Source organism: Prodigiosinella confusarubida (assembly GCF_002847015.1).
Taxonomy (GTDB): Bacteria; Pseudomonadota; Gammaproteobacteria; order Enterobacterales; family Enterobacteriaceae; genus Prodigiosinella; species Prodigiosinella aquatilis.
Genome location: NZ_CP025085.1, coordinates 453,854 through 474,363, shown reverse-complemented (window position 1 = coordinate 474,363; position 20,510 = coordinate 453,854). Strand labels below are relative to the sequence as shown.

The 20,510-nt window shown below is 49.8% G+C and carries 16 protein-coding genes and 1 tRNA gene; 6 read left to right on the top strand and 11 right to left on the bottom strand.

All coding sequences use genetic code 11. From position 1 onward, the window contains the following. Both glnL and glnA read right to left on the bottom strand, forming a co-directional pair. Nucleotides 1-1,050: a nitrogen regulation protein NR(II) gene (gene glnL / locus CWC46_RS02180; protein ID WP_021013795.1), complete on the bottom strand. Its 1,050-nt coding sequence runs from the start codon at nucleotides 1,048-1,050 to the stop codon at nucleotides 1-3. A 200-nt stretch (nucleotides 1,051-1,250) separates the two neighbouring features. Beyond that, nucleotides 1,251-2,660 (bottom strand): glutamate--ammonia ligase, encoded by a 1,410-nt coding sequence (gene glnA / locus CWC46_RS02175; RefSeq protein WP_021013796.1) that lies wholly within the window; start codon nucleotides 2,658-2,660, stop codon nucleotides 1,251-1,253. 372 nt (nucleotides 2,661-3,032) lie between these two features. Here glnA and typA point away from each other — a divergent pair, with 372 nt between their 5' ends. The 4 genes from typA to fabY all read left to right on the top strand — a co-directional run bounded on the left by typA (nucleotide 3,033) and on the right by fabY (nucleotide 7,141). After that, a complete protein-coding gene (gene typA, locus CWC46_RS02170) occupies nucleotides 3,033-4,859 on the top strand; it encodes a ribosome-dependent GTPase TypA (protein ID WP_021013797.1) in 1,827 nt (608 codons plus the stop codon). A gap of 172 nt (nucleotides 4,860-5,031) precedes the next feature. Continuing rightward, nucleotides 5,032-5,643, top strand: a complete 612-nt coding sequence (gene yihX, locus CWC46_RS02165; protein ID WP_021013798.1) for a glucose-1-phosphatase — start codon at nucleotides 5,032-5,034, stop codon at nucleotides 5,641-5,643. A 79-nt stretch (nucleotides 5,644-5,722) separates the two neighbouring features. Next, the gene (dtd, locus tag CWC46_RS02160) at nucleotides 5,723-6,160 is read left to right on the top strand and encodes a D-aminoacyl-tRNA deacylase (RefSeq protein WP_021013799.1); all 438 of its coding nucleotides are present in this window, start codon (nucleotides 5,723-5,725) and stop codon (nucleotides 6,158-6,160) included. A gap of 39 nt (nucleotides 6,161-6,199) precedes the next feature. Next, complete coding sequence (fabY, locus tag CWC46_RS02155) at nucleotides 6,200-7,141, top strand: fatty acid biosynthesis protein FabY (protein WP_021013800.1); 942 nt, start codon at nucleotides 6,200-6,202, stop codon at nucleotides 7,139-7,141. A 153-nt stretch (nucleotides 7,142-7,294) separates the two neighbouring features. On the opposite strand, the gene CWC46_RS02150 is transcribed toward fabY, so the two are convergent. The 7 genes from CWC46_RS02150 to gmk all read right to left on the bottom strand — a co-directional run bounded on the left by CWC46_RS02150 (nucleotide 7,295) and on the right by gmk (nucleotide 16,300). Continuing rightward, on the bottom strand, nucleotides 7,295-9,013 hold the full coding sequence (locus tag CWC46_RS02150) for an AsmA family protein (protein WP_021013801.1): 1,719 nt from the start codon (nucleotides 9,011-9,013) through the stop codon (nucleotides 7,295-7,297). Between the two features lie 159 nt (nucleotides 9,014-9,172). Next, nucleotides 9,173-10,564, bottom strand: coding sequence for a nucleobase:cation symporter-2 family protein (locus tag CWC46_RS02145; RefSeq protein WP_021013802.1), 1,392 nt, complete (start codon nucleotides 10,562-10,564; stop codon nucleotides 9,173-9,175). Between the two features lie 155 nt (nucleotides 10,565-10,719). Beyond that, complete coding sequence (gene recG, locus CWC46_RS02140; RefSeq protein ID WP_021013803.1) at nucleotides 10,720-12,801, bottom strand: ATP-dependent DNA helicase RecG; 2,082 nt, start codon at nucleotides 12,799-12,801, stop codon at nucleotides 10,720-10,722. Further along, entirely contained in the window at nucleotides 12,801-13,220 is a 420-nt protein-coding gene (locus CWC46_RS02135; RefSeq protein WP_021013804.1) for an RNA methyltransferase, read from the bottom strand. The genes recG and CWC46_RS02135 overlap by 1 nt, the downstream gene beginning before the upstream one ends. A gap of 6 nt (nucleotides 13,221-13,226) precedes the next feature. Next, nucleotides 13,227-15,329 (bottom strand): bifunctional GTP diphosphokinase/guanosine-3',5'-bis pyrophosphate 3'-pyrophosphohydrolase, encoded by a 2,103-nt coding sequence (gene spoT, locus CWC46_RS02130; protein WP_021013805.1) that lies wholly within the window; start codon nucleotides 15,327-15,329, stop codon nucleotides 13,227-13,229. A gap of 18 nt (nucleotides 15,330-15,347) precedes the next feature. Continuing rightward, nucleotides 15,348-15,623 (bottom strand): DNA-directed RNA polymerase subunit omega, encoded by a 276-nt coding sequence (rpoZ, locus tag CWC46_RS02125; RefSeq protein WP_021013806.1) that lies wholly within the window; start codon nucleotides 15,621-15,623, stop codon nucleotides 15,348-15,350. Nucleotides 15,624-15,676: 53 nt separating this feature from the next. Continuing rightward, nucleotides 15,677-16,300 (bottom strand): guanylate kinase, encoded by a 624-nt coding sequence (gene gmk / locus CWC46_RS02120; protein WP_021013807.1) that lies wholly within the window; start codon nucleotides 16,298-16,300, stop codon nucleotides 15,677-15,679. Between the two features lie 377 nt (nucleotides 16,301-16,677). Between gmk and ligB the strand changes: the two genes are divergently transcribed. Together ligB and CWC46_RS02110 are read left to right on the top strand one after the other, a co-directional pair. Next, complete coding sequence (gene ligB / locus CWC46_RS02115) at nucleotides 16,678-18,366, top strand: NAD-dependent DNA ligase LigB (RefSeq protein WP_021013808.1); 1,689 nt, start codon at nucleotides 16,678-16,680, stop codon at nucleotides 18,364-18,366. Between the two features lie 340 nt (nucleotides 18,367-18,706). Further along, nucleotides 18,707-18,783, top strand: a tRNA-Pro gene (locus CWC46_RS02110). Nucleotides 18,784-19,083: 300 nt separating this feature from the next. Here CWC46_RS02110 and CWC46_RS02105 read toward each other — a convergent pair. Continuing rightward, nucleotides 19,084-19,710: a tetratricopeptide repeat protein gene (locus CWC46_RS02105; protein ID WP_051391440.1), complete on the bottom strand. Its 627-nt coding sequence runs from the start codon at nucleotides 19,708-19,710 to the stop codon at nucleotides 19,084-19,086. A gap of 5 nt (nucleotides 19,711-19,715) precedes the next feature. Beyond that, nucleotides 19,716-20,510, bottom strand: coding sequence for an SDR family oxidoreductase (locus CWC46_RS02100; protein WP_021013811.1), 795 nt, complete (start codon nucleotides 20,508-20,510; stop codon nucleotides 19,716-19,718).

The window sequence follows — 20,510 nt, the reverse complement described above, 5'->3', positions numbered from 1 at the left end:
TCACTGGCGAATGGGCAGATAAACCGAAAACTCGGTATGACCTGGCCAACTGTTGAATTCAATTTTACCGGAATGTTGATCGATAAGATTCCGGGCTATCGACAATCCCAGGCCGGTTCCTCCTTCCCGCCCACTAACCATAGGATAGAACAGCGTATCCTGTAGTTGAGCCGGAACACCTGGGCCATCATCTTCAATATCAATACGGGCTGCCAGACGATAACGCACACCATGTAGCGTCAATTGAAATGCAGTCCGGGTACGGATAGTGATGGTGCCGCCTTCTTCCCCCAGAGCCTGTAGTGCATTGCGGGTAATGTTAAGTAATACCTGCTCAATTTGATCCGGGTCATGTGTCAGTTCTGGCAGGCTCGGGTCGTAATCCCTGACCAGCGTAACATTGTCTGCTTTTTCCAGAGATACCAGTTGGAATACGCGTTCGGCAACCTGATGAATGCTCTGCGTAACGTGCAAGCCAGGTTGTTGTGGTCCTAATAACCGGTCTACCAGATTACGCAGACGATCTGCTTGCTCAATGATGACTTTGGTATATTCCCTCAACTCAGGATCTGGCAGTGCTTTGGAAAGTAACTGTGCTGCCCCGCGTAACCCACCAAGTGGGTTTTTGATCTCATGTGCCAGGCCTCTCACCAGATCGCGAGCCGCTTGTTGCTGGGCGTGTTGTAGTTGCTCCTGGCTTAGACGACGTTGGTTGTCCATTGGCGCCATTTCCAACAGGATGAAATTATTCTGTATCCGTTGGGCCGTGAGCGACATGATATGAGCCTTACCATCTACCACGATGGTAACTTCGTTATCGGTAAAGCCCTGTCCTGAGTCGAGGCTTTCGCGCATCAGGTCGAGATTCAGCGAGAAATAGCCTAGTAGCTCCGGCAGCGGTGTCCCTGACAGCTTTCGGGAACTTTGTGCTAAAAGTTGCTGTGCCGCTGGGTTGGAGTAGTGAATTGCCAGATCTTTATCCAGCAGTAAAATACTGTTAATCAAAGAATTGAGGATCTGCCCAGCATCGGGCAGCGTGCCTGTTGCCATAACGCAGACTCCCGCACTATGTCAGTGCATTATGTTCTGAATGATAGATATTATGTGGCGACAATATGACGCCGGTGGAGAAAAAAACCCATCCGAAGATGGGCTGAAAAGTTTCCACGGCAACAAAAACAAAACATAAAAATTTTGTGTGACGGCAGCTTAAACATCATCGTATCTCTCCTGCCGTCGACGCGTGATTATTAAACGCTGTAGTACAGTTCGAATTCGACCGGATGTGGTGTCATACGAACACGGTCGTCCTCTGATTTACGCAATTCGATGTAAGCATCAATTGAGTCTTCAGTGAACACGCCACCGCGGGTCAGGAACTCACGGTCGGCATTCAGCGCATTTAGTGCTTCTTCCAGTGAACCCGCTACAGTTGGGATTTCTTTCGCTTCTTCTGCCGGTAAATCATACAGATTCTTATCCATGGCATCACCAGGATGGATTTTGTTGATGATACCGTCCAGGCCAGCCATCAGCAGAGCTGCGAAGGCCAGATACGGGTTGGCAGCAGGATCCGGGAAACGGACCTCGATACGGCGTGCTTTCGGGCTGGAAACGACTGGAATACGAATCGAAGCAGAGCGGTTACGGGCTGAGTAGGCCAGCATGACCGGTGCTTCATACCCTGGGACCAGACGCTTGTAAGAGTTGGTTGTTGGGTTGGTCAAGGCATTAATGGCTTTCGCGTGTTTAATGATACCACCGATGTAGTACAACGCTGTTTCAGACAGACCGCCGTATTTATCACCAGAGAACAGGTTGGCACCGTCTTTGGACAGAGACATATGGCAATGCATACCTGAGCCGTTGTCACCGAACATTGGTTTTGGCATGAAGGTTGCCGTTTTACCAAACACGTGAGCTACGTTATGTACGACATATTTGTAAATCTGAATTTCGTCAGCTTTTTTGGTCATACTATTGAAGCGGGTGGCTATTTCGTTCTGACCGGCAGTCGCTACTTCATGGTGATGAGCTTCAACAACCAGGCCCATCTGTTCCATGGTCAGACACATGGTCGAACGGAGATCCTGTGATGAATCTACTGGTGGAACCGGGAAGTAACCACCTTTTACTGACGGACGATGGCCTTTGTTGCCACCTTCATATTGTTTGCTGCTATTCCACGCCGCTTCGATGTCATCGATAGATACGTGTGAACCAGAAATGCTGCTGCCGAAACGGACATCGTCAAACAGGAAAAATTCCGGCTCAGGCCCGAACAGTACGGTATCCGCGATACCAGAAGAGCGCAGGAAATCTTCGGCGCGTTTAGAGATAGAACGCGGGTCGCGATCGTAGCCCTGCATTGTGGCTGGTTCCAGAATGTCGCAACGGATGTTCAGTGTGGTTTCTTCGAAGAAAGGATCCAGAACTGCAGTAGTCGGATCGGGCATTAATACCATGTCTGATTCGTTGATACCTTTCCAGCCACCAATCGAAGAACCATCAAACATTTTGCCGTCTTCAAAAAAGTCAGCATTGACTTGATGTGCTGGAATAGTGACGTGCTGTTCCTTACCTTTGGTATCAGTGAAGCGAAGATCAACAAACTTCACTTCATGTTCATTCAGCATCGTCAAAACATTTTCTGCAGACATACTTGGTTCTCCCGATTGTGTCATTTATCGTCGTGGAACGAATATCGTTGTGGAATGATGTTGTTACCGTGAGTAAACTAAAGCTAAAAGTGTGCCAACTTTTTTAATTCGTGCTAAAGGGCATTCCTGCTGGCTTTTTGTGTCATACCCCTTTGCACTATTATAGTGTAATGCACCAAAATGGAGCTTTGTTTTAAACTTGATGCTCTATTTTGGTGCGTTACAACTCGTTTGTAGCGTAATTGCACCGTGAAAGTGATCACAAACCCGGCAACGGCAGGTTGTTTAGGGTAGATGTTTGTGATCCTGTTTAGTCCCTCGATTAATACGTGTACAATAGCGCGCTATTTCTAAAATGCCTGAGGCAAAGCTGTGATCGAAAATTTGCGTAACATCGCTATTATTGCGCACGTTGACCATGGGAAAACCACCCTGGTCGATAAGTTGCTGCAACAGTCCGGTACGTTGGGTGATGATCGTAATGATCCCACCGAACGTGTCATGGACTCCAATGATTTGGAAAAAGAGCGTGGAATTACTATCCTCGCTAAAAATACCGCCATCAACTGGAATAACTACCGTATTAATATTGTGGATACGCCAGGTCACGCCGATTTCGGCGGTGAAGTTGAGCGCGTGATGTCCATGGTTGATTCGGTTCTGCTGCTGGTGGACGCGATGGACGGCCCGATGCCGCAGACGCGTTTCGTGACTCAGAAAGCTTTTGCCTATGGCCTGAAACCCATTGTGGTGATCAACAAGGTTGACCGCCCGGGCGCGCGTCCAGATTGGGTTGTCGATCAGGTTTTTGACCTGTTTGTTAACCTTGGCGCGACTGATGAGCAACTGGATTTCCCGATTGTTTATACATCCGCACTGAACGGTGTTTCGGGTCTGGATCATAATGATATGGCGGACGACATGACTCCGCTGTTTGAAGCCATCGTAAAATACGTTGAAGCACCTAAAGTCGACCTCAACGGCCCGTTCCAGATGCAGATATCCCAGTTAGATTACAACAACTATGTTGGTGTTATCGGTATCGGTCGTATCTCGCGTGGTGTGGTGAAACCAAACCAGCAGGTTAGTATTGTCGACAGCCAGGGCAAAGTACGTAACGGTAAAGTGGGCCAGGTACTTGGTCATATGGGTCTGCTACGTATTGAAAGTACGCTGGCAGAAGCGGGCGACATTGTGGCGGTTACCGGCCTGGGTGAATTGAATATTTCCGACACCATCTGCGATACTTCTACTGTTGAAGCGCTGCCACCGTTAACGGTAGACGAACCGACAGTAACCATGTTCTTCTGCGTCAATACTTCACCGTTCTGCGGAAAAGAAGGTAAGTTTGTGACTTCACGTCAGATTCTGGACCGTCTTCGCAAAGAGCTGGTGCATAACGTAGCACTGCGCGTGGAAGAAACAGAAGATCCAGATGCATTCCGTGTTTCAGGCCGTGGTGAGCTGCATCTGTCTGTATTGATTGAAAATATGCGTCGCGAAGGTTTTGAACTGGCGGTATCCCGTCCGAAAGTTATCTTCCGTACTATTGATGGTCGTCGTCAGGAGCCATTTGAGCAAGTGACGTTGGACATCGAAGAGCAGAATCAGGGCTCTGTGATGGAAGCCATGGGTATACGTAAAGGTGACATGCGAGACATGATCCCTGATGGCAAAGGCCGTGTGCGTCTGGACTACGTGATTCCAAGCCGTGGATTGATCGGTTTCCGTACCGACTTTATGACCATGACGTCGGGTACGGGTCTACTGTATTCCACCTTTAGCCATTATGATGATGTGCGTCCGGGGGAAATTGGCCAGCGTCAGAATGGCGTATTGATCTCCAATGGGCAGGGTAAAGCCGTTGCTTATGCGCTATACAGCTTGCAGGATCGCGGTAAATTGTTCCTGGGCCATGGTGCTGAAGTGTATGAAGGCCAGATCATCGGTATTCACACCCGCTCTAACGACCTGACAGTGAACTGCCTGACGGGTAAGAAGCTGACCAACATGCGTGCTTCCGGTACTGACGAAGCCACGACACTGGTACCGGCGATTAAAATGTCTCTGGAACAGGCGCTTGAATTTATTGATGATGACGAACTGGTGGAAGTGACTCCGCACTCCATCCGTCTTCGCAAACGTCATTTGACGGAAAACGATCGCCGTCGCGCTAATCGCACCACAAAAGAAGACTAATCATCTTATTTTGCTTCGCCAAAAGGCCCCATTTTGGGGCCTTTTTTCTTTATTCGGTTAGTTCTCCGTATGTTGCACCATTTTCAATCTCATTATTATCTTGATCATCTATGCTGTTCAGTTCTGATTTTTCCCACTAAAGTGAGAATCTATGGTTAAATCGGGAGGAAACATGCTGTATATATTTGATTTGGGCAATGTCATCATCGACATTGATTTTAATCGGGTTTTCGGTGTGTGGAGCCATCTTGGTAACGTACCGCTAGCAATGTTACGCGAACGTTTCGTTATGGGGGACACCTTTGAGCGGCATGAGCGTGGCGAGATCAGTGATGAGGAATTCGCATCCCGCGTGTGTCATGAAGTGGGTATTAGCCTTAGCTTTGAACAGTTCTCGACGGGGTGGCAAGCGATATTTGTTTCTCTGCGGGCTGAAGTATTGGAGATTATGCAGCGTTTGCGTCAGGAAGGACACCGGGTGGTCATCCTTTCCAATACCAACCGCTTGCATTGTGATTTCTGGCCAACTCAATATCCGCAAATACAGCAAGCCGTAGATCATCTGTACCTTTCTCAGGAAATCGGATTTCGCAAACCAGAAGCGGATATTTACCACCATGTACTGCGCCAGGAAGCTGTCACGGCGGATAATGCCATTTTCTTTGATGATAATATTGCTAATGTGACGGCGGCTTCTGAACTTGGCATTCAGTCGATACTGGTGAGTGACCGAAAGGTAATCCCTGATTTTTTTGCCCAAAAATATAACGTTTTTAGTAAATAGCTCATATTGTTGATTCTGCTGCCTGCGCGGAAGTATGCGCTGCCGTTCAGGTATTTTAAACAGGAGTTGCAACGTTTCTATGATCGCGTTAATTCAGCGGGTATCGGGTGCCAGTGTTACGGTTGATGAATCGGTGGTTGGTGAAATTGATTCGGGATTGTTGGTGTTACTGGCTGTTGAACAAGGGGATGATGAAAAAAAGGCGGCCCGACTTTGTGAGCGAGTCGCTGGTTATCGCATTTTCAGCGATAAAAATGACAAGATGAACCTGAATGTTCAACAGGCTGGAGGTAGTTTGCTGGTAGTTTCTCAATTTACGTTGGCAGCGGATACGCAAAAGGGGATGCGCCCCAGTTTCTCCCGTGGGGCATCGCCGGATGAGGCGAACCGCCTGTATCAGTATTTTATCGGGCAATGCCGTGAGCGTGGTATTGCTACCGAAACTGGTCGTTTTGCTGCAGATATGAAAGTCGCGCTGGTGAATGATGGACCAGTAACCTTCTGGTTACAGGTTTAGGCCAGATGTAGAAATTCTTTGTTTAGCGAGGCTGTGTCTATGTATCACCTGAGAGTGCCTGAAAGCGCCGAAAATCTTGATGCTTACTATCAATTTCGCTGGGAAATGTTGCGTAAACCGTTGCATCAGCCACTGGGATCTGAGCGTGATGCTTATGACGCGCTAGCGCATCATCAGACGATTGTTGATGAGCAAGGGCAACTGGTAGCGGTGGGACGACTGTCTATTAATGCTGACAATGAGGCTTCCATCCGTTTTCTGGCTGTTCATCCGGGAGTACGCCGTAAAGGTCTGGGGACGTTGATGGCAATGGCGCTGGAGTCGGTGGCGCGTCAGGAAGGGGTTAAGCGTGTCGTGTGTAGCGCTCGTGAGGATGCTGTGGATTTTTTTGCCAAACTGGGATTCATCAATCAGGGCGAAATTACGACACCATTGACTACACCAGTGCGCCACTTTCTGATGATTAAACCGGTGGAGACGCTGGATGATATTTTGCACCGTCCCGATTGGTGCGGTCAGTTGCAGCAGGCCTGGTATGAACATATTCCGTTAAGTGAAAAAATGGGTGTGCGCATCAGTCAGTATACCGGGCAGAAATTCATTACCACCATGCCGGAGGTTGGTAATCAGAATCCGCATCAAACGCTATTTGCTGGCAGTATGTTTTCACTGGCAACCCTGACGGGGTGGGGATTGATCTGGCTGTTACTACGTGAGAGACAACTGGGGGGGACCATTATTCTGGCAGACGCGCATATCCGTTATAGTACCCCGGTAACTGGCAGGCCAAGTGCTGTCGCTGATCTGGGGTCACTGAGTGGCAATCTGGATCGGCTGGCCAGAGGGCGCAAGGCACGGGTACAGTTGGATGTTGAACTATTTGGAAACGAGAACAAAGGTGCTCTGTTCCAAGGGGTTTACATCGTGTTACCCGCGATGCCGGATGAGCCGCTGGAGGAAGGGGGCTCAGCCATTCGTTAAAGCAAATGCTCAATCTTTTATTACCCGATGATTATTTTCACAATAAAATCATTTTAATCAATATGTTATAACCAAGTGGATCCCCCAGCGATTACCGGAATCCACTTGGCAGTGAAAATCAACCAACTCAGCGTCACTCAATTGGTGATAGCTTTATTGTTGGTTATTGTTTTGTTCTGTCGGTGTGTTTTCTAAGACGGTACCTTGACGCATTTCCTGTCGGATCGGGAGTCCTTTTCCATCCATTCCTTGTAACATGCCATTTAGTGTAGGTTTCAATGGCATGCTGGCGTCCAGTTTGCCTGTCAGGTGCAACTGAAAATTGCTATTACCTGCCGGTAGCGCAGGCGGTGTTGTCCATCCCCAATGGGAGAGAATGCCAAAATTAACGGCCTTGCCATTTAACTCCAGCGTAAAATTCCGGGTCGGTTGCTGATTGATAATACCTTTGGCTTCCAGCAGTCCGGTCTGGGTAAACGCGCTCAAATCGGTGAGTGTGATTTGGTTATTATTGGCATTCAGTACCAATGACGGGTGGCGGACATCTATCTTGTTGAATGTGGCATCACTGGCATTAAGGTTCAGTGATCCACCCCATATTCCCAATTGATGATCGCGCGCCAGCAGCAGGTTGTTACCAAAGCCATCCAGTGCGGTAAGCTGGAATGGGAAATCCGGGTTGATATCAATCAGCAGGTTACGGTTGGCGGAAAACTTTTTAACAAACACTTCCGACAACCAGGAAGGTAATGCCTGTTGCCAGCGCTGACGCCAATCGCCAGGCAAGGTATACTCCATACCCGCTACAATAAATTCATTTAAATCCAACCGGTGGTTACTACGCTGCCAGGTGCCGTCAGTACGTAATAGCCCACCTTCCCAGCGAGTAGAAAATTGCTTGATTGCCAGCCCTTGCGGGGATAGATCCAGGCTGACAATGGGGTCGACCAAATGCATTTGGCCATTGATGATGTCAGTGGCGTTGAACGACAGCGAACCGTCCTCACTCTGCCAGTCGTTCTGTTTGAATGTTACATTCTGCAAGGTGACATCCAAATCGTTAAAGGCCCAGTTTTTCCCTTCCATACGGGCGCCAATAAGATCAAAACGGTTAACTGTCAGTGCTGGAAGCTGAGTCAGGGGCTGCCAGAAATCAGCCAGTGTCTGGTTAGTTTGAAAACGCACATTGCTAAGTCGCAAATTGTTGATCTGCCAGCTGCCATCTTCGGTACGAATAGCATTGCCAGTGAGTTCACCTCGGGCGACATTCGCACCAAAGTTGTTCAGTGCCAACTGATTGCCATTGATTTCTCCCTGCACCAGTACCTGACTGGCCGGAATGTTGTTCAGTATCAAAGAGCGGGCACTGAGCTGAAAGTTGGCTTTTTTACCCAGCAAGTAACCGGCTTCCGGTTTCCACGGCATAATACCGCCGTTTATCTGCTGTCCATTCAATTGCCAGTTGCTATCCTGTGCATGTAGTGCCATATCGCTTAGTTGTAGCGTATCGGCATCGATTGGCAGTGTGATGTTGGTCTGATCCAGATTGAGGGTTCCGCCTTTCAGTTGCAGGCTGGTAATGTGACTGGGGTCAGTAATCTGGCGGATACTTAGTCCGATGGAGATCTGTTTTGCGACTATTGTAGCTGGCTGATTTTTATGACCAAAAATCACATCCTGCAACAGAATATGGCTGGGAGAAGACCAATTATGATCGATTTTGCCTAATGATAATTGGTACTCGGTGTGCTGATTCACCCACTTGGTGACCCAGTTTGCTCCCCACGCGGTTTGCATTAATACGTAGAACACCACCAGTAACAACAAGGCCAATAACAGCAGAGTGAGAAACAATTTCCCGATAAATTTCATTGCGTAAGTCCATGCCAGTCGTCAGGTATATATATGCTTTATGCCGTAATTACCCGGTAGGCTCAATAGATAATCATCTTACAGACAATAAATAGGGGTCGATGTTGCATCATCGACCCCTATTATAATGTTAGATGAAAAATTTCTGGAAGCTGGCGCTTATTCTTTCTCGTGCGGGAACACCAGATTCAGCGCGATGGCGGTGATTCCCCCAGCGGCGATACCCGAAGAGAGTAGGGTTTTCAGCCAGTCTGGTGCAAATTGCAAAATCAATGGTTGCTGAGATACGCCGAGACCGACTGCCAGCGACAGTGCAATAATCATAATGGCGCGACGGTTCAGTGGTTCACGAGAGACAATGCGTACCCCAGAAGCGGCGATAGTACCAAACATGACAATGGTTGCTCCGCCAAGTACCGGCTCTGGAATATGCTGCACAAAGCCGCTCACTGCCGGAAACAGTCCCAAGACGATCAACATCAGTGCAACAACAAAACCGACATAGCGACTGGCGACACCGGTGAGCTGGATAACCCCGTTATTTTGCCCGAAACAGGAGTTGGGAAAGGTGTTGAATACAGCGGAAAGCATGGAGTTCAGTCCATTGGCCAATACGCCGCCTTTCAGCCGCTTCATATACAGTGGGCCGCTTACCGGTTGTTCTGATACATCGGAGGTGGCGGTAATATCGCCGATGGTTTCCAGTGATGTCACCATGAATATCAGCATCAATGGAATCAACAGGTTCCAGTCGAAACCCAGGCCGTAATAGAGTGGCGTTGGCACCATAATGAGCGTGCTCTGGCCAGCGGGTGCGGCGGCAGGCAACATCCCCATCAGCCAGGCCACGATATAGCCTACAGCCATAGCAATAACCAGCGATGCAACACGCAGATATGGGTTGCGCTGGCGATTAAGCAGAATGATCACCAGTAGCACAATGGCCGCCAGTAACAGATTTTTGGGAGCACCAAATGTGTGATTGCTCATGGCGGCAAAGCCACCCCCGATAGACGTCAGGCCGACCTGAATCAGTGACAGACCGATAATCATTACTACAATGCCGGAAACCAACGGGGTAATGATGCGGCGTGCCAGATGCAGTACGCGGGAAAGCAGAATTTCGGTGCAAGATGCCACCATCAGCGTACCGAACAGGGCTGCCATCATGGTGGGCACATCCGCTCCGCCATTTTTCAGCGCCATTCCCCCCATAATCAGCGGGGTAACAAAGTTAAAGCTGGTGCCCTGGATTGATAGCAGGCCAGAACCTACCGGTCCCCAGGTTTTGATTTGTAAAATGGAGGCCAGACCGGAAGCGAACAACGACATGCTGATAATGTGCTGGGTATCCTGTGCGGGTAAACCAAGTGCCTGACAAATCAGCAATGCGGGTGTAATCACGGCTACAAACATCGCCAGCAGATGCTGGCAGGCAGCAAATAAGGTTTGCGGCAAAGGAGGCCGGTCATCCAGACGGTAAATCAGTTCACTGTGCTGGGTTGCGGCGGTTGATTCTGCCTGAAGATGCTCGGTGGTGGTGGTACTCATGGCGTCTGGCACTCCTGAACGACAAAAAGCGCATTTTAATGATCTGCTTCACAAAAGCAATCGTTTGCGGAATAGCGTTTCTATCTTGAAAGGAAGGGATTCAACAATTTCATTATAATTAATAGGGATAACGACGGCCGTTAACGAGAGCGCGTTTACGCGTTGGTATAACGCGTTCGTTCTGGCAGCCAGCGTTCGACTAGCGCTTTGGCGTGTTCGGGATAGTTTTCGTGGATATGTCGTGCGGTCCGTTGTACCTGAGGGATCAATGCCTGATCGCGCAGTAAATCAGCTACTTTGAATTCGGTGTTACCGGTTTGCCGGGTACCCAGAAGTTCGCCGGGGCCACGGATTTCCAAATCCCGTTGTGCAATCACAAAACCATCGTTGCTGTCGCGTAGTACCTGCAAGCGCTTTTGGGCCGTTTTGCTCAGCGGTGATTTGTAAAGCAGGACGCAATGAGACGCGATGGCCCCGCGACCTACACGTCCCCGCAACTGATGAAGTTGTGCCAGTCCCAGTCGTTCCGGGTTTTCGATAATCATCAGGCTGGCATTAGGAACATCGACCCCTACTTCGATTACTGTCGTGGCCACCAACAGTTGGATGTTGCCTTGCTTAAAATCCGCCATGACATCCTGTTTTTCCTGTGCCTTCATTCGGCCATGCACGAGTCCGATAGTCAGTCCGGGAAGCGCTTCCCGCAGCCCCTGGCAGGTGGCTTCTGCTGCTTGTGCTTCCAGCAGTTCGGATTCTTCAATCAACGTACAAACCCAATAGGCCTGGCGACCTTCCTGCTGGCAGGCATGTTCAACTCGTCGAACAATGTCGCTGCGTCGGGAATCAGGAATTGCCACGGTGGTCACTGGTGTCCGGCCGGGAGGTAGCTCATCAATGATCGACGTATCCAGATCAGCGTAAGCTGTCATTGCCAGCGTGCGTGGAATGGGTGTAGCGGTCATGATGAGTTGATGAGGATGGAATCCTTGCTCTTCACCTTTCTCCCACAATGCCAGCCGCTGATGCACGCCGAAACGGTGCTGTTCATCAATAATTACCAGTGCCAGTCCGTTAAACTGCACCTGTTGCTGGAAGATCGCGTGCGTTCCCACCACCATGGAAACCTGACCGCTGGCAATGGCATCCTGTTGGTTTTGCCGAGCTTTGCCTTTCTGTTTACCCGCCAGCCAACCTACCTCAATACCCAATGGTGCAAACCAGTGGCGAAAATTATTGGCATGCTGTTCTGCCAGAAGTTCGGTCGGGGCCATCAGCGCCACCTGCTTACCGTGGGTAATCGCTCTTAGCGCAGCGAGGGCCGCGACCAGGGTTTTGCCAGAACCGACGTCCCCCTGAACCAGTCTCATCATCGGGAATGGCCGGCTCATATCGTTTTCTATTTCTGCCACCACCCGTTCCTGTGCCTGAGTGGGTGTGAATGGCAAGGCGGCTAACAGACGTAGCTTGAGGCTGTTATCGGGCGGTAGTGGTAATGCCTGGTGGCGTTGCGTACCTGCGCGTACCGCCAGCATACTCAGATTGTGGGCCAGCAGTTCTTCCATTATTAATCGCTGCTGAGCTGGATGCTTGCCTTGCTCCAGTTCGCTTAATTGCATGTCTGGCGGTGGTCGGTGCAATATGCGCAGTGCGTCGGACAAGCTGATAAGCGTGTGACTGAGCTCCTGCGGCAGTAGCTCGTCAATCGGGTTGGTATCCAGCAGTGAGAGTGCCTGATCCGTCAGTTTGCGCAGCGTGGCCTGACGAATACCGTCGGTGGTGGGATACACCGGCGTCAAGGTTTCCTGCAATTCTACTGGTGTGTTATCACCCTGAACCCGGTATTCGGGGTGAATGATTTCGGCACCAAGTTTACCGCGTCGAATTTCACCATAAGCCAGCACCCGTTGTCCTGGTGACAGGCTATTTTTCATTGCCGCATTGAAGTTGAAAAAACGCAATGTCAGCATGCCACTGCCATCGCTGATCTGGCAGGTCAGCATTCGGCGGCGACCAAAAGTCACATCACAACGTAATATTTCACCCTCTACCGTGGCATAAATACCCGGCAGCAGGTCGTTGATGAGATAAAGATGAGTGTGGTCTTCATAGCGTAACGGTAAGTGAAGTAACAGATCTTCTACTGTTTCCAGGCCGATACGGGCAAGTTTCGCCGCCTGGGTTGCTCCTACGCCGGCAAGGGTGCTCAGCAGTTGGGCGTTCAGCAGGCGGCCGTGCATTATTGCCTCGTCGATTGCATGGCTGACCAGGGCGAGTCGGCAATGGCCTGACCGTGATGGCCAATATACGGTCGCGGAAATCCTTTGCGTTTCGCCACGCAGGCTAAAACCGGATAATCGCCTTCAAATAACAGTCGCTGTTGCTCTTTTTCAGCCCGAGCGGAGGATATGCTGGTCTTTCTCTGACTTAACAAGATGCACGTTGGGCAGGTGTAATCGACATAACGAAAGTCTATTGTTTTGGCAGAAATGCGGTTGGTCGGCCATGCCGTATGCATCAGGTGTACGCCAACGGCATCAGCAATACGGATAAAGGCTGAAACATTATGTGGTCTATGCACCGGCTCCATACATACCGTCAGATCAGGCTGGTGGTGGTTGGGCATTTCTCGGATGCGCGCATAACGTTCTGAGGTCATAACAGGTTAATTTCGGTTACGGTTAACTTTAATCACATCGGGCATCACGCGGATTTTACGCATGATGTTCGCAAGATGAATACGGTCGCGCGCGGTGAGACGGATAAAGGCGCTATATACCCGGCCATCCCGTTCTTCCGTATTAATACTCTGGATGTTGGAATTTTCGGCGTTGATAGCGGCTGTCAGGTTGGCCAGCGCACCCTGATGGTTGAACATGTCCACCTTGATTTCCGTCATGAATTCCTGTTCGGTCACTTTGTCCCATTCTACGGCCATAAATTTCTCGGGTTCTTTCTGGTAACCACGAATATTACGGCAGGATTCATGGTGAATGACCAATCCTTTACCTGGGCTGACGTGGGCAATGATCGGATCCCCCGGAATCGGACGACAGCACTTGGCGAACGTCACCAGTACGCCATCCGCACCCTTAATTGGCAGTTTTCGGATCCCGGCATCGTTCAGTTCCGAATGCTCTTCCAACAGGTTCTTCGCCACTACGACACTCATGGCGTTACCCAGTCCGATTTCTGCCAGCAGATCGTCAAGTGAAGGCAGCTTCATTCTTTCCAGTTCACGCTGGATATTCGTTTCCGGAACATCGGAAAGCTTGCGCCCATTGCCTAACGCGTGACTCAGCAGACGACGGCCCAGACTGACGGAATCATCACGCTTAAGGTTTTTGAGCATCTGACGGATTTTAGCCCGTGCTTTGGAACTGACGACAAAATTCAGCCAGGCCGCATTTGGTCTCGCGCCTGGAGCAGTAATGATTTCAACGGTTTGCCCGCTGGCCAGTGCCTGTGACAACGGATAGGGTTGACGATCGACTCGGGCACCCACGCAGGCATGACCGATATCGGTATGCACGACATAAGCGAAATCTACCGGAGTAGCACCCGCGGGTAATTCAACAATACGGCCTTCGGGTGTGAACACGTAAATTTCATCTGGAAATAAATCGGATTTCACACTTTCAATAAATTCAAACGAGCTACCTGCACTTTGCTGTAGTTCCAGCAGACTCTGCATCCAACGTTGGGCGCGAACCTGTGCCGTGGTACTGCTGCTTTCACCTTCTTTATAGGCCCAGTGTGCTGCGACACCCATTTCTGCCATCTGGTCCATATCCTCGGTGCGGATTTGTACCTCGACGGGGACGCCATGCGGCCCGATCAATGATGTATGTAGTGACTGATAGCCGTTGGCTTTGGGAATGGCAATATAGTCTTTCACCCGGCCAGGTCGGGGTTTGTATAGGCTATGCACCTGACCCAATACGCGATAACAGGTATCGACTTCTTTTACGATTACCCGAAAGGCGTAAATATCCATAATTGAATGGAAGCGCTGTTCTTTCAGATGCATCTTGCAGTAGATAGAATAAAGGTGTTTTTCCCGCCCACTGACGCGGCAGGTGATACCCGCTTCTGTCAGGCGTCCCTCAATCTCGGCAAGAATTTTCTGGATCATCTCCTTACGGTTACCACGGGCGGCCTTGACGACCTCTTTAATCACGCGGTAACGATTAGGATAAAGCGCTTCGAATCCCAGCTCTTCCAGTTCGATTTTCAGGTGGTGAATACCGAGACGGTGGGCCAGAGGGCTATAGATTTCCAGCGTTTCACGGGCAATACGGCGACGCTTGTCGGGACGCAGGGCGCCCAGCGTGCGCATATTGTGGGTTCGGTCAGCCAGTTTGATCAAAATGACGCGGATATCCTGCACCATCGCCATGATCATTTTGCGGAAGTTTTCTGCCTGAGCTTCTTTCTTGTCGCGGAATTTCAGCTTGTCGAGCTTGGAGACGCCCTCCACCAGTTCAGCAACACTCTTGCCAAAGAGCTGTTCCATGTCCTGATAAGTGGCGGGGGTGTCTTCAATTACATCGTGCAACAGCGCTGCCATCAATGTTTCGTAATCGAGACGCATCTCAGCAAGAATACAAGCAACAGCGACAGGGTGGGTGATGTAGGGCTCACCGCTGGAGCGAGTCTGTCCCTCGTGAGCATCACGAGCAACAAGATAAGCCTGCTGGAGACGTTTTATCTGCTCTTTTGGCAGATAACGCTGAATCAGCAGATTAAGGCTTTCAAACAGATACAAGGGCGACTCGTTCTGTAATTAACGACGACCTTCAGCAATTGCGGTAACCGCCTGAATTTCTGCGGCTTCATGCTCTTGCTGTTCCTGACGTTCACGGGTATCCAGAATTTGAGCGGTGATCAATCCTTCTTCGATTTCGCGCAGTGAGATAACCGTGTATTTGTCGTTTTCTTCTGGTACCAGCGGATCTTTGCCACCGATCTGAAGCTGACGGGCGCGACGAGCAGCGACCAACACCAGGTCAAAACGGTTACCAATTTTCTCTACAGCGTCTTGAACAGTTACGCGTGCCATAATGTGCTACTCCACAGGAAATAAAATGACTGGGCATCATACTGAAAGTGTCGTCAGTCTGCCAATAGTTTGGTGATTAAAGCGCCATGCCGTACTTTCTGCCGACTCAAATGCAAGCGTTCGGCGCGAATAATGGTTTTCAAATCCATCAGGGCCAGATTGAAATCATCATTCACAATTAAATAATCGTATTCGGCGTAATGGTTCATTTCCGCAACCGCTTGAGCCATGCGGCGGGCAATGACGTCTTCGCTGTCTTGGCCGCGGCCACGTAAGCGGCGTTCCAATTCTTCTTTAGATGGAGGAAGAATAAAGATGCTACGGGCCATCGGCATCTTGGTGCGGATTTGCTGTGCACCTTGCCAGTCTATATCGAGAAAAATATCGACGCCGGTTGACAGAATTTGTTCAATAGTAACGCGAGATGTACCGTAATAATTGCCGAAAACTTCAGCGTACTCCAGAAAATCATTATTCTCGATCATCCGTTTGAACTCATCGGTCGAAACGAAGAAATAATGTTCACCGTTATTCTCACCTGGCCGTTTCGCCCGGGTAGTATGTGAAATCGATACCTGCGTATCGTACAACGGCTGTGTTTTTAATAATGCCTGGATCAAACTGGATTTCCCGGCCCCACTGGGTGCGGAAACAATATATAACGTGCCTTGGACCATAGTGAATGTTTCTATTACGGTTACGGTGGTTGAGATAATCGATGCAGCAAAACGCCTGTATCGCCTCTATTTCCAAATAGCAGTGGTAGTTGTGCCAGTGTCTGATGGAAAGACTCTTAATCGTATTATACACATCGTGCTGCCGTCAGTCGCGTTATGTAACCATTCCTGCTGTATGTCTGTAGCTTATGTCACCAGAAACCCCAGCCACCAAGCCTTATCTCGGTTTGCTGCGTACTTTTTCCCAATCTTTTTTTCTGTTTCATAAATCCGTTGTCTACTTTGCGAACCCTTTTGCATTTTGCTTATGGTCCGCTCGTTCCTTCTTACAGATTGCGTTTTACTGCCATCGGTTATCCAGCCTGGGGGAGGGAAAGATGAAATATGGATATTGGATGGTTACTACCTTGCTGACTGGTTTGCTCAGTCTGTCTGCCATGGCTTCAATGTCGTGTCCTGATTGGGCGTCAACGCAAGCCAACCATGAAATTGAGATACTGGAGCAGCAACTGGCGCACTGGGATAAAGCCTACTATGAATCGGGCCAAAGTCTGGTGGATGATGAGATTTATGATCAACTGCGAAAAAAACTGGCGGTGTGGCAAGGCTGTTTTCAACCACAAGCCGTACCTTTTCCTGTTCACCTGCCGGATGATGGTAAAAAGTCACATCCGGTTGCTCATACGGGTTTGAAAAAACTCACGGAGGTTAATGAGCTTCGACAGTGGATAGCGCAGCACGATAATTTATGGATTCAGCCCAAGATAGACGGTGTAGCGGTGACATTGGTTTATGTCCAGGGAAGGCTGGTCTCTGCCGTTAGTCGGGGTAATGGGCTTAAAGGGGAAGACTGGACGGAGAAAGTGAGGCAAATGCCTTCGGTTCCACAGCAGATCGGGGATACCCAGAAGTCGCTGGTGCTACAGGGAGAATTGTACCTTCAGGTGAAGGAACACCGACAATCCCAAGCCGGTGGTATTAATGCCCGCTCGATTGTGGCCGGTGAAATGCGTCGCAAACAGCCTTCCTCAGTGTTATCGCAAATAGGAATTTTTATTTGGGAATGGCCTGATGGGCCAGATGCCATGCCGCAACGTCTTATGCAACTACGGCAGATGGGCTTCGGCCTGACAGCAGAATATACCCACGCAATATCAATGTTGTCCGAGGCGGAAACATGGCGTGATAACTGGTATCGGGCACCGCTGCCTTTTGTCACCGATGGTGTCGTAATCCGTCAGGAGAAGGAACCACAAGGCCGTTACTGGCAGAATACCCCTGCTGACTGGGCAATTGCCTGGAAATATCCGTTGGTCAGCCAAGTTACGAATGTAAATGGTGTCGATTTCGAGATTGGCCGCACCGGGAAAATAACGGTTGTGCTGAATCTTGAGCCACTACACCTGGATGATAAATCTGTCAGCCGTGTGAACGTGGGTTCGGTATCCCGCTGGCAACAATGGGATGTATTACCGGGCGATCAAGTGAGTATCAGTTTGGCGGGACAAGGTATTCCCCGGTTGGACAAGGTCGTTTGGCGGAGTTCGGTACGTCAGCCTGTTGAGGCTCCAGAACAATCACTGTTCAATGATTTTAGCTGTTTTCAGTGGAGTCTTGTCTGTCAATCACAGTTCCTGTCTCGCCTCGTCTGGTTAAGCGGGAACTTCGGCTTGAACATTAAAGGTGTAAGTAACGGTATGTGGCGGCGTTTCATGCAACAGGGGAAACTGCCGGATATTCTGTCATGGTTGACATTGAGCCAGCAACAAATTGGCAGCTTTGCTGGCGTTGGTGAGAAACAGGCAGCCAGGATTTACCAGCGGTTCCAATTGACCCGACAACAGCCACTACAACTGTGGTTACAGGCGTTAGGGATCCCTGTCCCCCGGGCTGCCTTGAAGGCATTGGATGAACGCTCATGGCAGCAGCTACAACGTCGGACAACAGAAGAGTGGCGGCAATTTCAAGGGATTGGTGTGAAAAGAGCGCAAAGGATTCGGGAGTTTTTGTATCATCCTGAAATTGTGCGGTTCATTAACTGGCTCATACAACAGGGTATAAAATGACATTTTTACAAAGGAATTGACCCAAAAAACAGCGAGTGCGCTAAAACCATGCCTCATGAGGTAGTGCTGATCATTTAAGCGCCATGCTCAGTATATGAAGATGTGATTCTTGGTGAGAGATATCCTTGAGCCAGACCCACAGATGTCGATACATTAGCTGGCGGTGGCAATAATAGATCCAAGCAGGATAAGCGAAGCCAACACTTTGATGAAAATCACTGGCATAGCATGCTGATAGCGCTGATTATCGGTGATTCAGGCACTTTAGCTGCCGCGTTGTGGCTTTCGCTAAAAAGGGATTGACGCCTTTCAGAGGTAGCAGTAAGATGCGCCCCGCATTCGGTGAGTGGCGCAGCCTGGTAGCGCACTTCGTTCGGGACGAAGGGGTCGGAGGTTCGAATCCTCTCTCACCGACCAATCGACTTTCGGCAGGCATCTGGAATAGACGGATATCGCCGGAAAGTACAAAGAAACCCGCATCCAGCTTGGATTGGCGGGTTTTTTATTGCCTGTTATCTATCAGTATCACCCGTTTACAGCCGGAAGGTTTAGTTATACCACGCCGTATAACTACGATGGCCCATATAACGATCCCTCAGACTGATATCGAAATCAAAGCTGCGGAACCGCCGAGAAGGAACACATGGATGGGGACTGGCTGCATTCTCTTTCAACGGGACACCAGCCATGCATGGCCGATGCCCTGATGTATCATCGCTATTTTTTAAGCAGCGCCAAATCTTTCTGAATATCGTCTTTACGCCCTTGATCGGCAATTTCTCTTCCCGCGCGGGGAGCCGCTGCCAGTGCAATAGTAAGGTACTGTTTTGCTTCTTTTTTATGTCCCTGCTTGAGCAAGTAGTCACCATAGAAATAGTTGGGATCAATACCACTTGGGTTCATTTTCAGCGCGGCTTGCAGATATTGTTCCGCTTTTTTGTCATCACCGAAGCCAATCGGCCAACCCGGCACCCGATAATACAAGACCCCCAGACTGGTATAAGCTGAACCTTCCAATGCGTTAGGATCAAGGGCGATTGCTTTTTCCAGAGCACCCTTGGCTTTTTTGACCAAACTCAGCGCACCTAAACCGCCTTTGGTGCCAGCCCAACTGCTGTCTATAATCGCGGACCAGATTAGATATTTGGCATTTGTCGGCTGGCTACTCACCAGGCCTTGTACTCTTGATCCCAGTGTGGAAAAGCAATTGTCTTGCTGGGAGCTGAGGGTTCTATACTCGCATATCGCCCACTGTTTCTGAATGTCCGGCAGTGAGCCACTTGCATGGGCCAGACCTGGCACCAGCAGACAGGCGGAGATAAATAATTTTTTCATGCAATACATTCTCTCTATTTATGCTTGCCGCGAGCGTAACGGCGAATGATCGGAAGTTGACGAATAATGGCGCCATCCACCAGTGATGGCAGTAGTGCGTTCAGTTTGACGAAAAACTTTTCCGGCCAACCAAGCCAGCGTCGTACGGCCTCTTTCTCCAGTGCTGTGACAATCTGTGCCGCCACCCATTCAGGACGATCGCTTTTGTTGCCCAGTTCTTTATTCATGGCGTTAACGGCGGGGGAGTTTAGTGGGGTGTCTGTAGCCCGAGGGGCCAGGTACAGCACGTTGATTCCCTGTGGAGAGAGCTCACGGTGGAGCGCTTCGCTAAAGCCGTGTAAAGCGAATTTGGTCGCGCAATAGACGCTGTAGCCGGGGTAACCGATGCCACCCATCGCTGAACCAATATTCATGATAATACCCGGCGAGCTCATGCTATTGAGCATGGATTGGGTCAGTAGCATCGGCCCTTCCACATTCAGGGCGATTTGGTGCTGGATGTCTTCATGTCGTTGATGTTCAAACAGGCTGAAGGTGGATGTACCAGCATTGTTAATCAATATATCCAGCCGCGTGGGGGCGGGGAAACACTCCGCCAGTGCGTTACGATCCTGTTCGTCACAGAGGTCCGCCAGCAGAATATTATGGTGATTGGGTTCCGGTAACTGACTTTGCAGGGTCAGCAGTGCTTGTTCATGGCGACCAACCAGATAAAGCTTCGCCCCTTTGGCGGCCAGCGCATGAGCCAATGCCTGACCGATACCACCGCTGGCGCCGGTCAGCATGATGCGTTTGTCTTTGAGATCCAT

Coding starts and splice junctions, on each gene's coding strand:
- glnA (WP_021013796.1), bottom strand. CDS start 2,660: ATGTCTGCAGAAAATGTTTTGACGATGCTGAATGAACATGAAGTGAAG.
- ligB (WP_021013808.1), top strand. CDS start 16,678: ATGAAATATGGATATTGGATGGTTACTACCTTGCTGACTGGTTTGCTC.
- CWC46_RS02135 (WP_021013804.1), bottom strand. CDS start 13,220: ATGACCTCAGAACGTTATGCGCGCATCCGAGAAATGCCCAACCACCAC.
- CWC46_RS02105 (WP_051391440.1), bottom strand. CDS start 19,710: ATGTATTGCATGAAAAAATTATTTATCTCCGCCTGTCTGCTGGTGCCA.
- gmk (WP_021013807.1), bottom strand. CDS start 16,300: ATGGTCCAAGGCACGTTATATATTGTTTCCGCACCCAGTGGGGCCGGG.
- recG (WP_021013803.1), bottom strand. CDS start 12,801: ATGCACGGCCGCCTGCTGAACGCCCAACTGCTGAGCACCCTTGCCGGC.
- CWC46_RS02150 (WP_021013801.1), bottom strand. CDS start 9,013: ATGAAATTTATCGGGAAATTGTTTCTCACTCTGCTGTTATTGGCCTTG.
- dtd (WP_021013799.1), top strand. CDS start 5,723: ATGATCGCGTTAATTCAGCGGGTATCGGGTGCCAGTGTTACGGTTGAT.
- yihX (WP_021013798.1), top strand. CDS start 5,032: ATGCTGTATATATTTGATTTGGGCAATGTCATCATCGACATTGATTTT.
- CWC46_RS02100 (WP_021013811.1), bottom strand. CDS start 20,510: ATGGATCTCAAAGACAAACGCATCATGCTGACCGGCGCCAGCGGTGGT.
- glnL (WP_021013795.1), bottom strand. CDS start 1,050: ATGGCAACAGGCACGCTGCCCGATGCTGGGCAGATCCTCAATTCTTTG.
- CWC46_RS02145 (WP_021013802.1), bottom strand. CDS start 10,564: ATGAGTACCACCACCACCGAGCATCTTCAGGCAGAATCAACCGCCGCA.
- fabY (WP_021013800.1), top strand. CDS start 6,200: ATGTATCACCTGAGAGTGCCTGAAAGCGCCGAAAATCTTGATGCTTAC.
- rpoZ (WP_021013806.1), bottom strand. CDS start 15,623: ATGGCACGCGTAACTGTTCAAGACGCTGTAGAGAAAATTGGTAACCGT.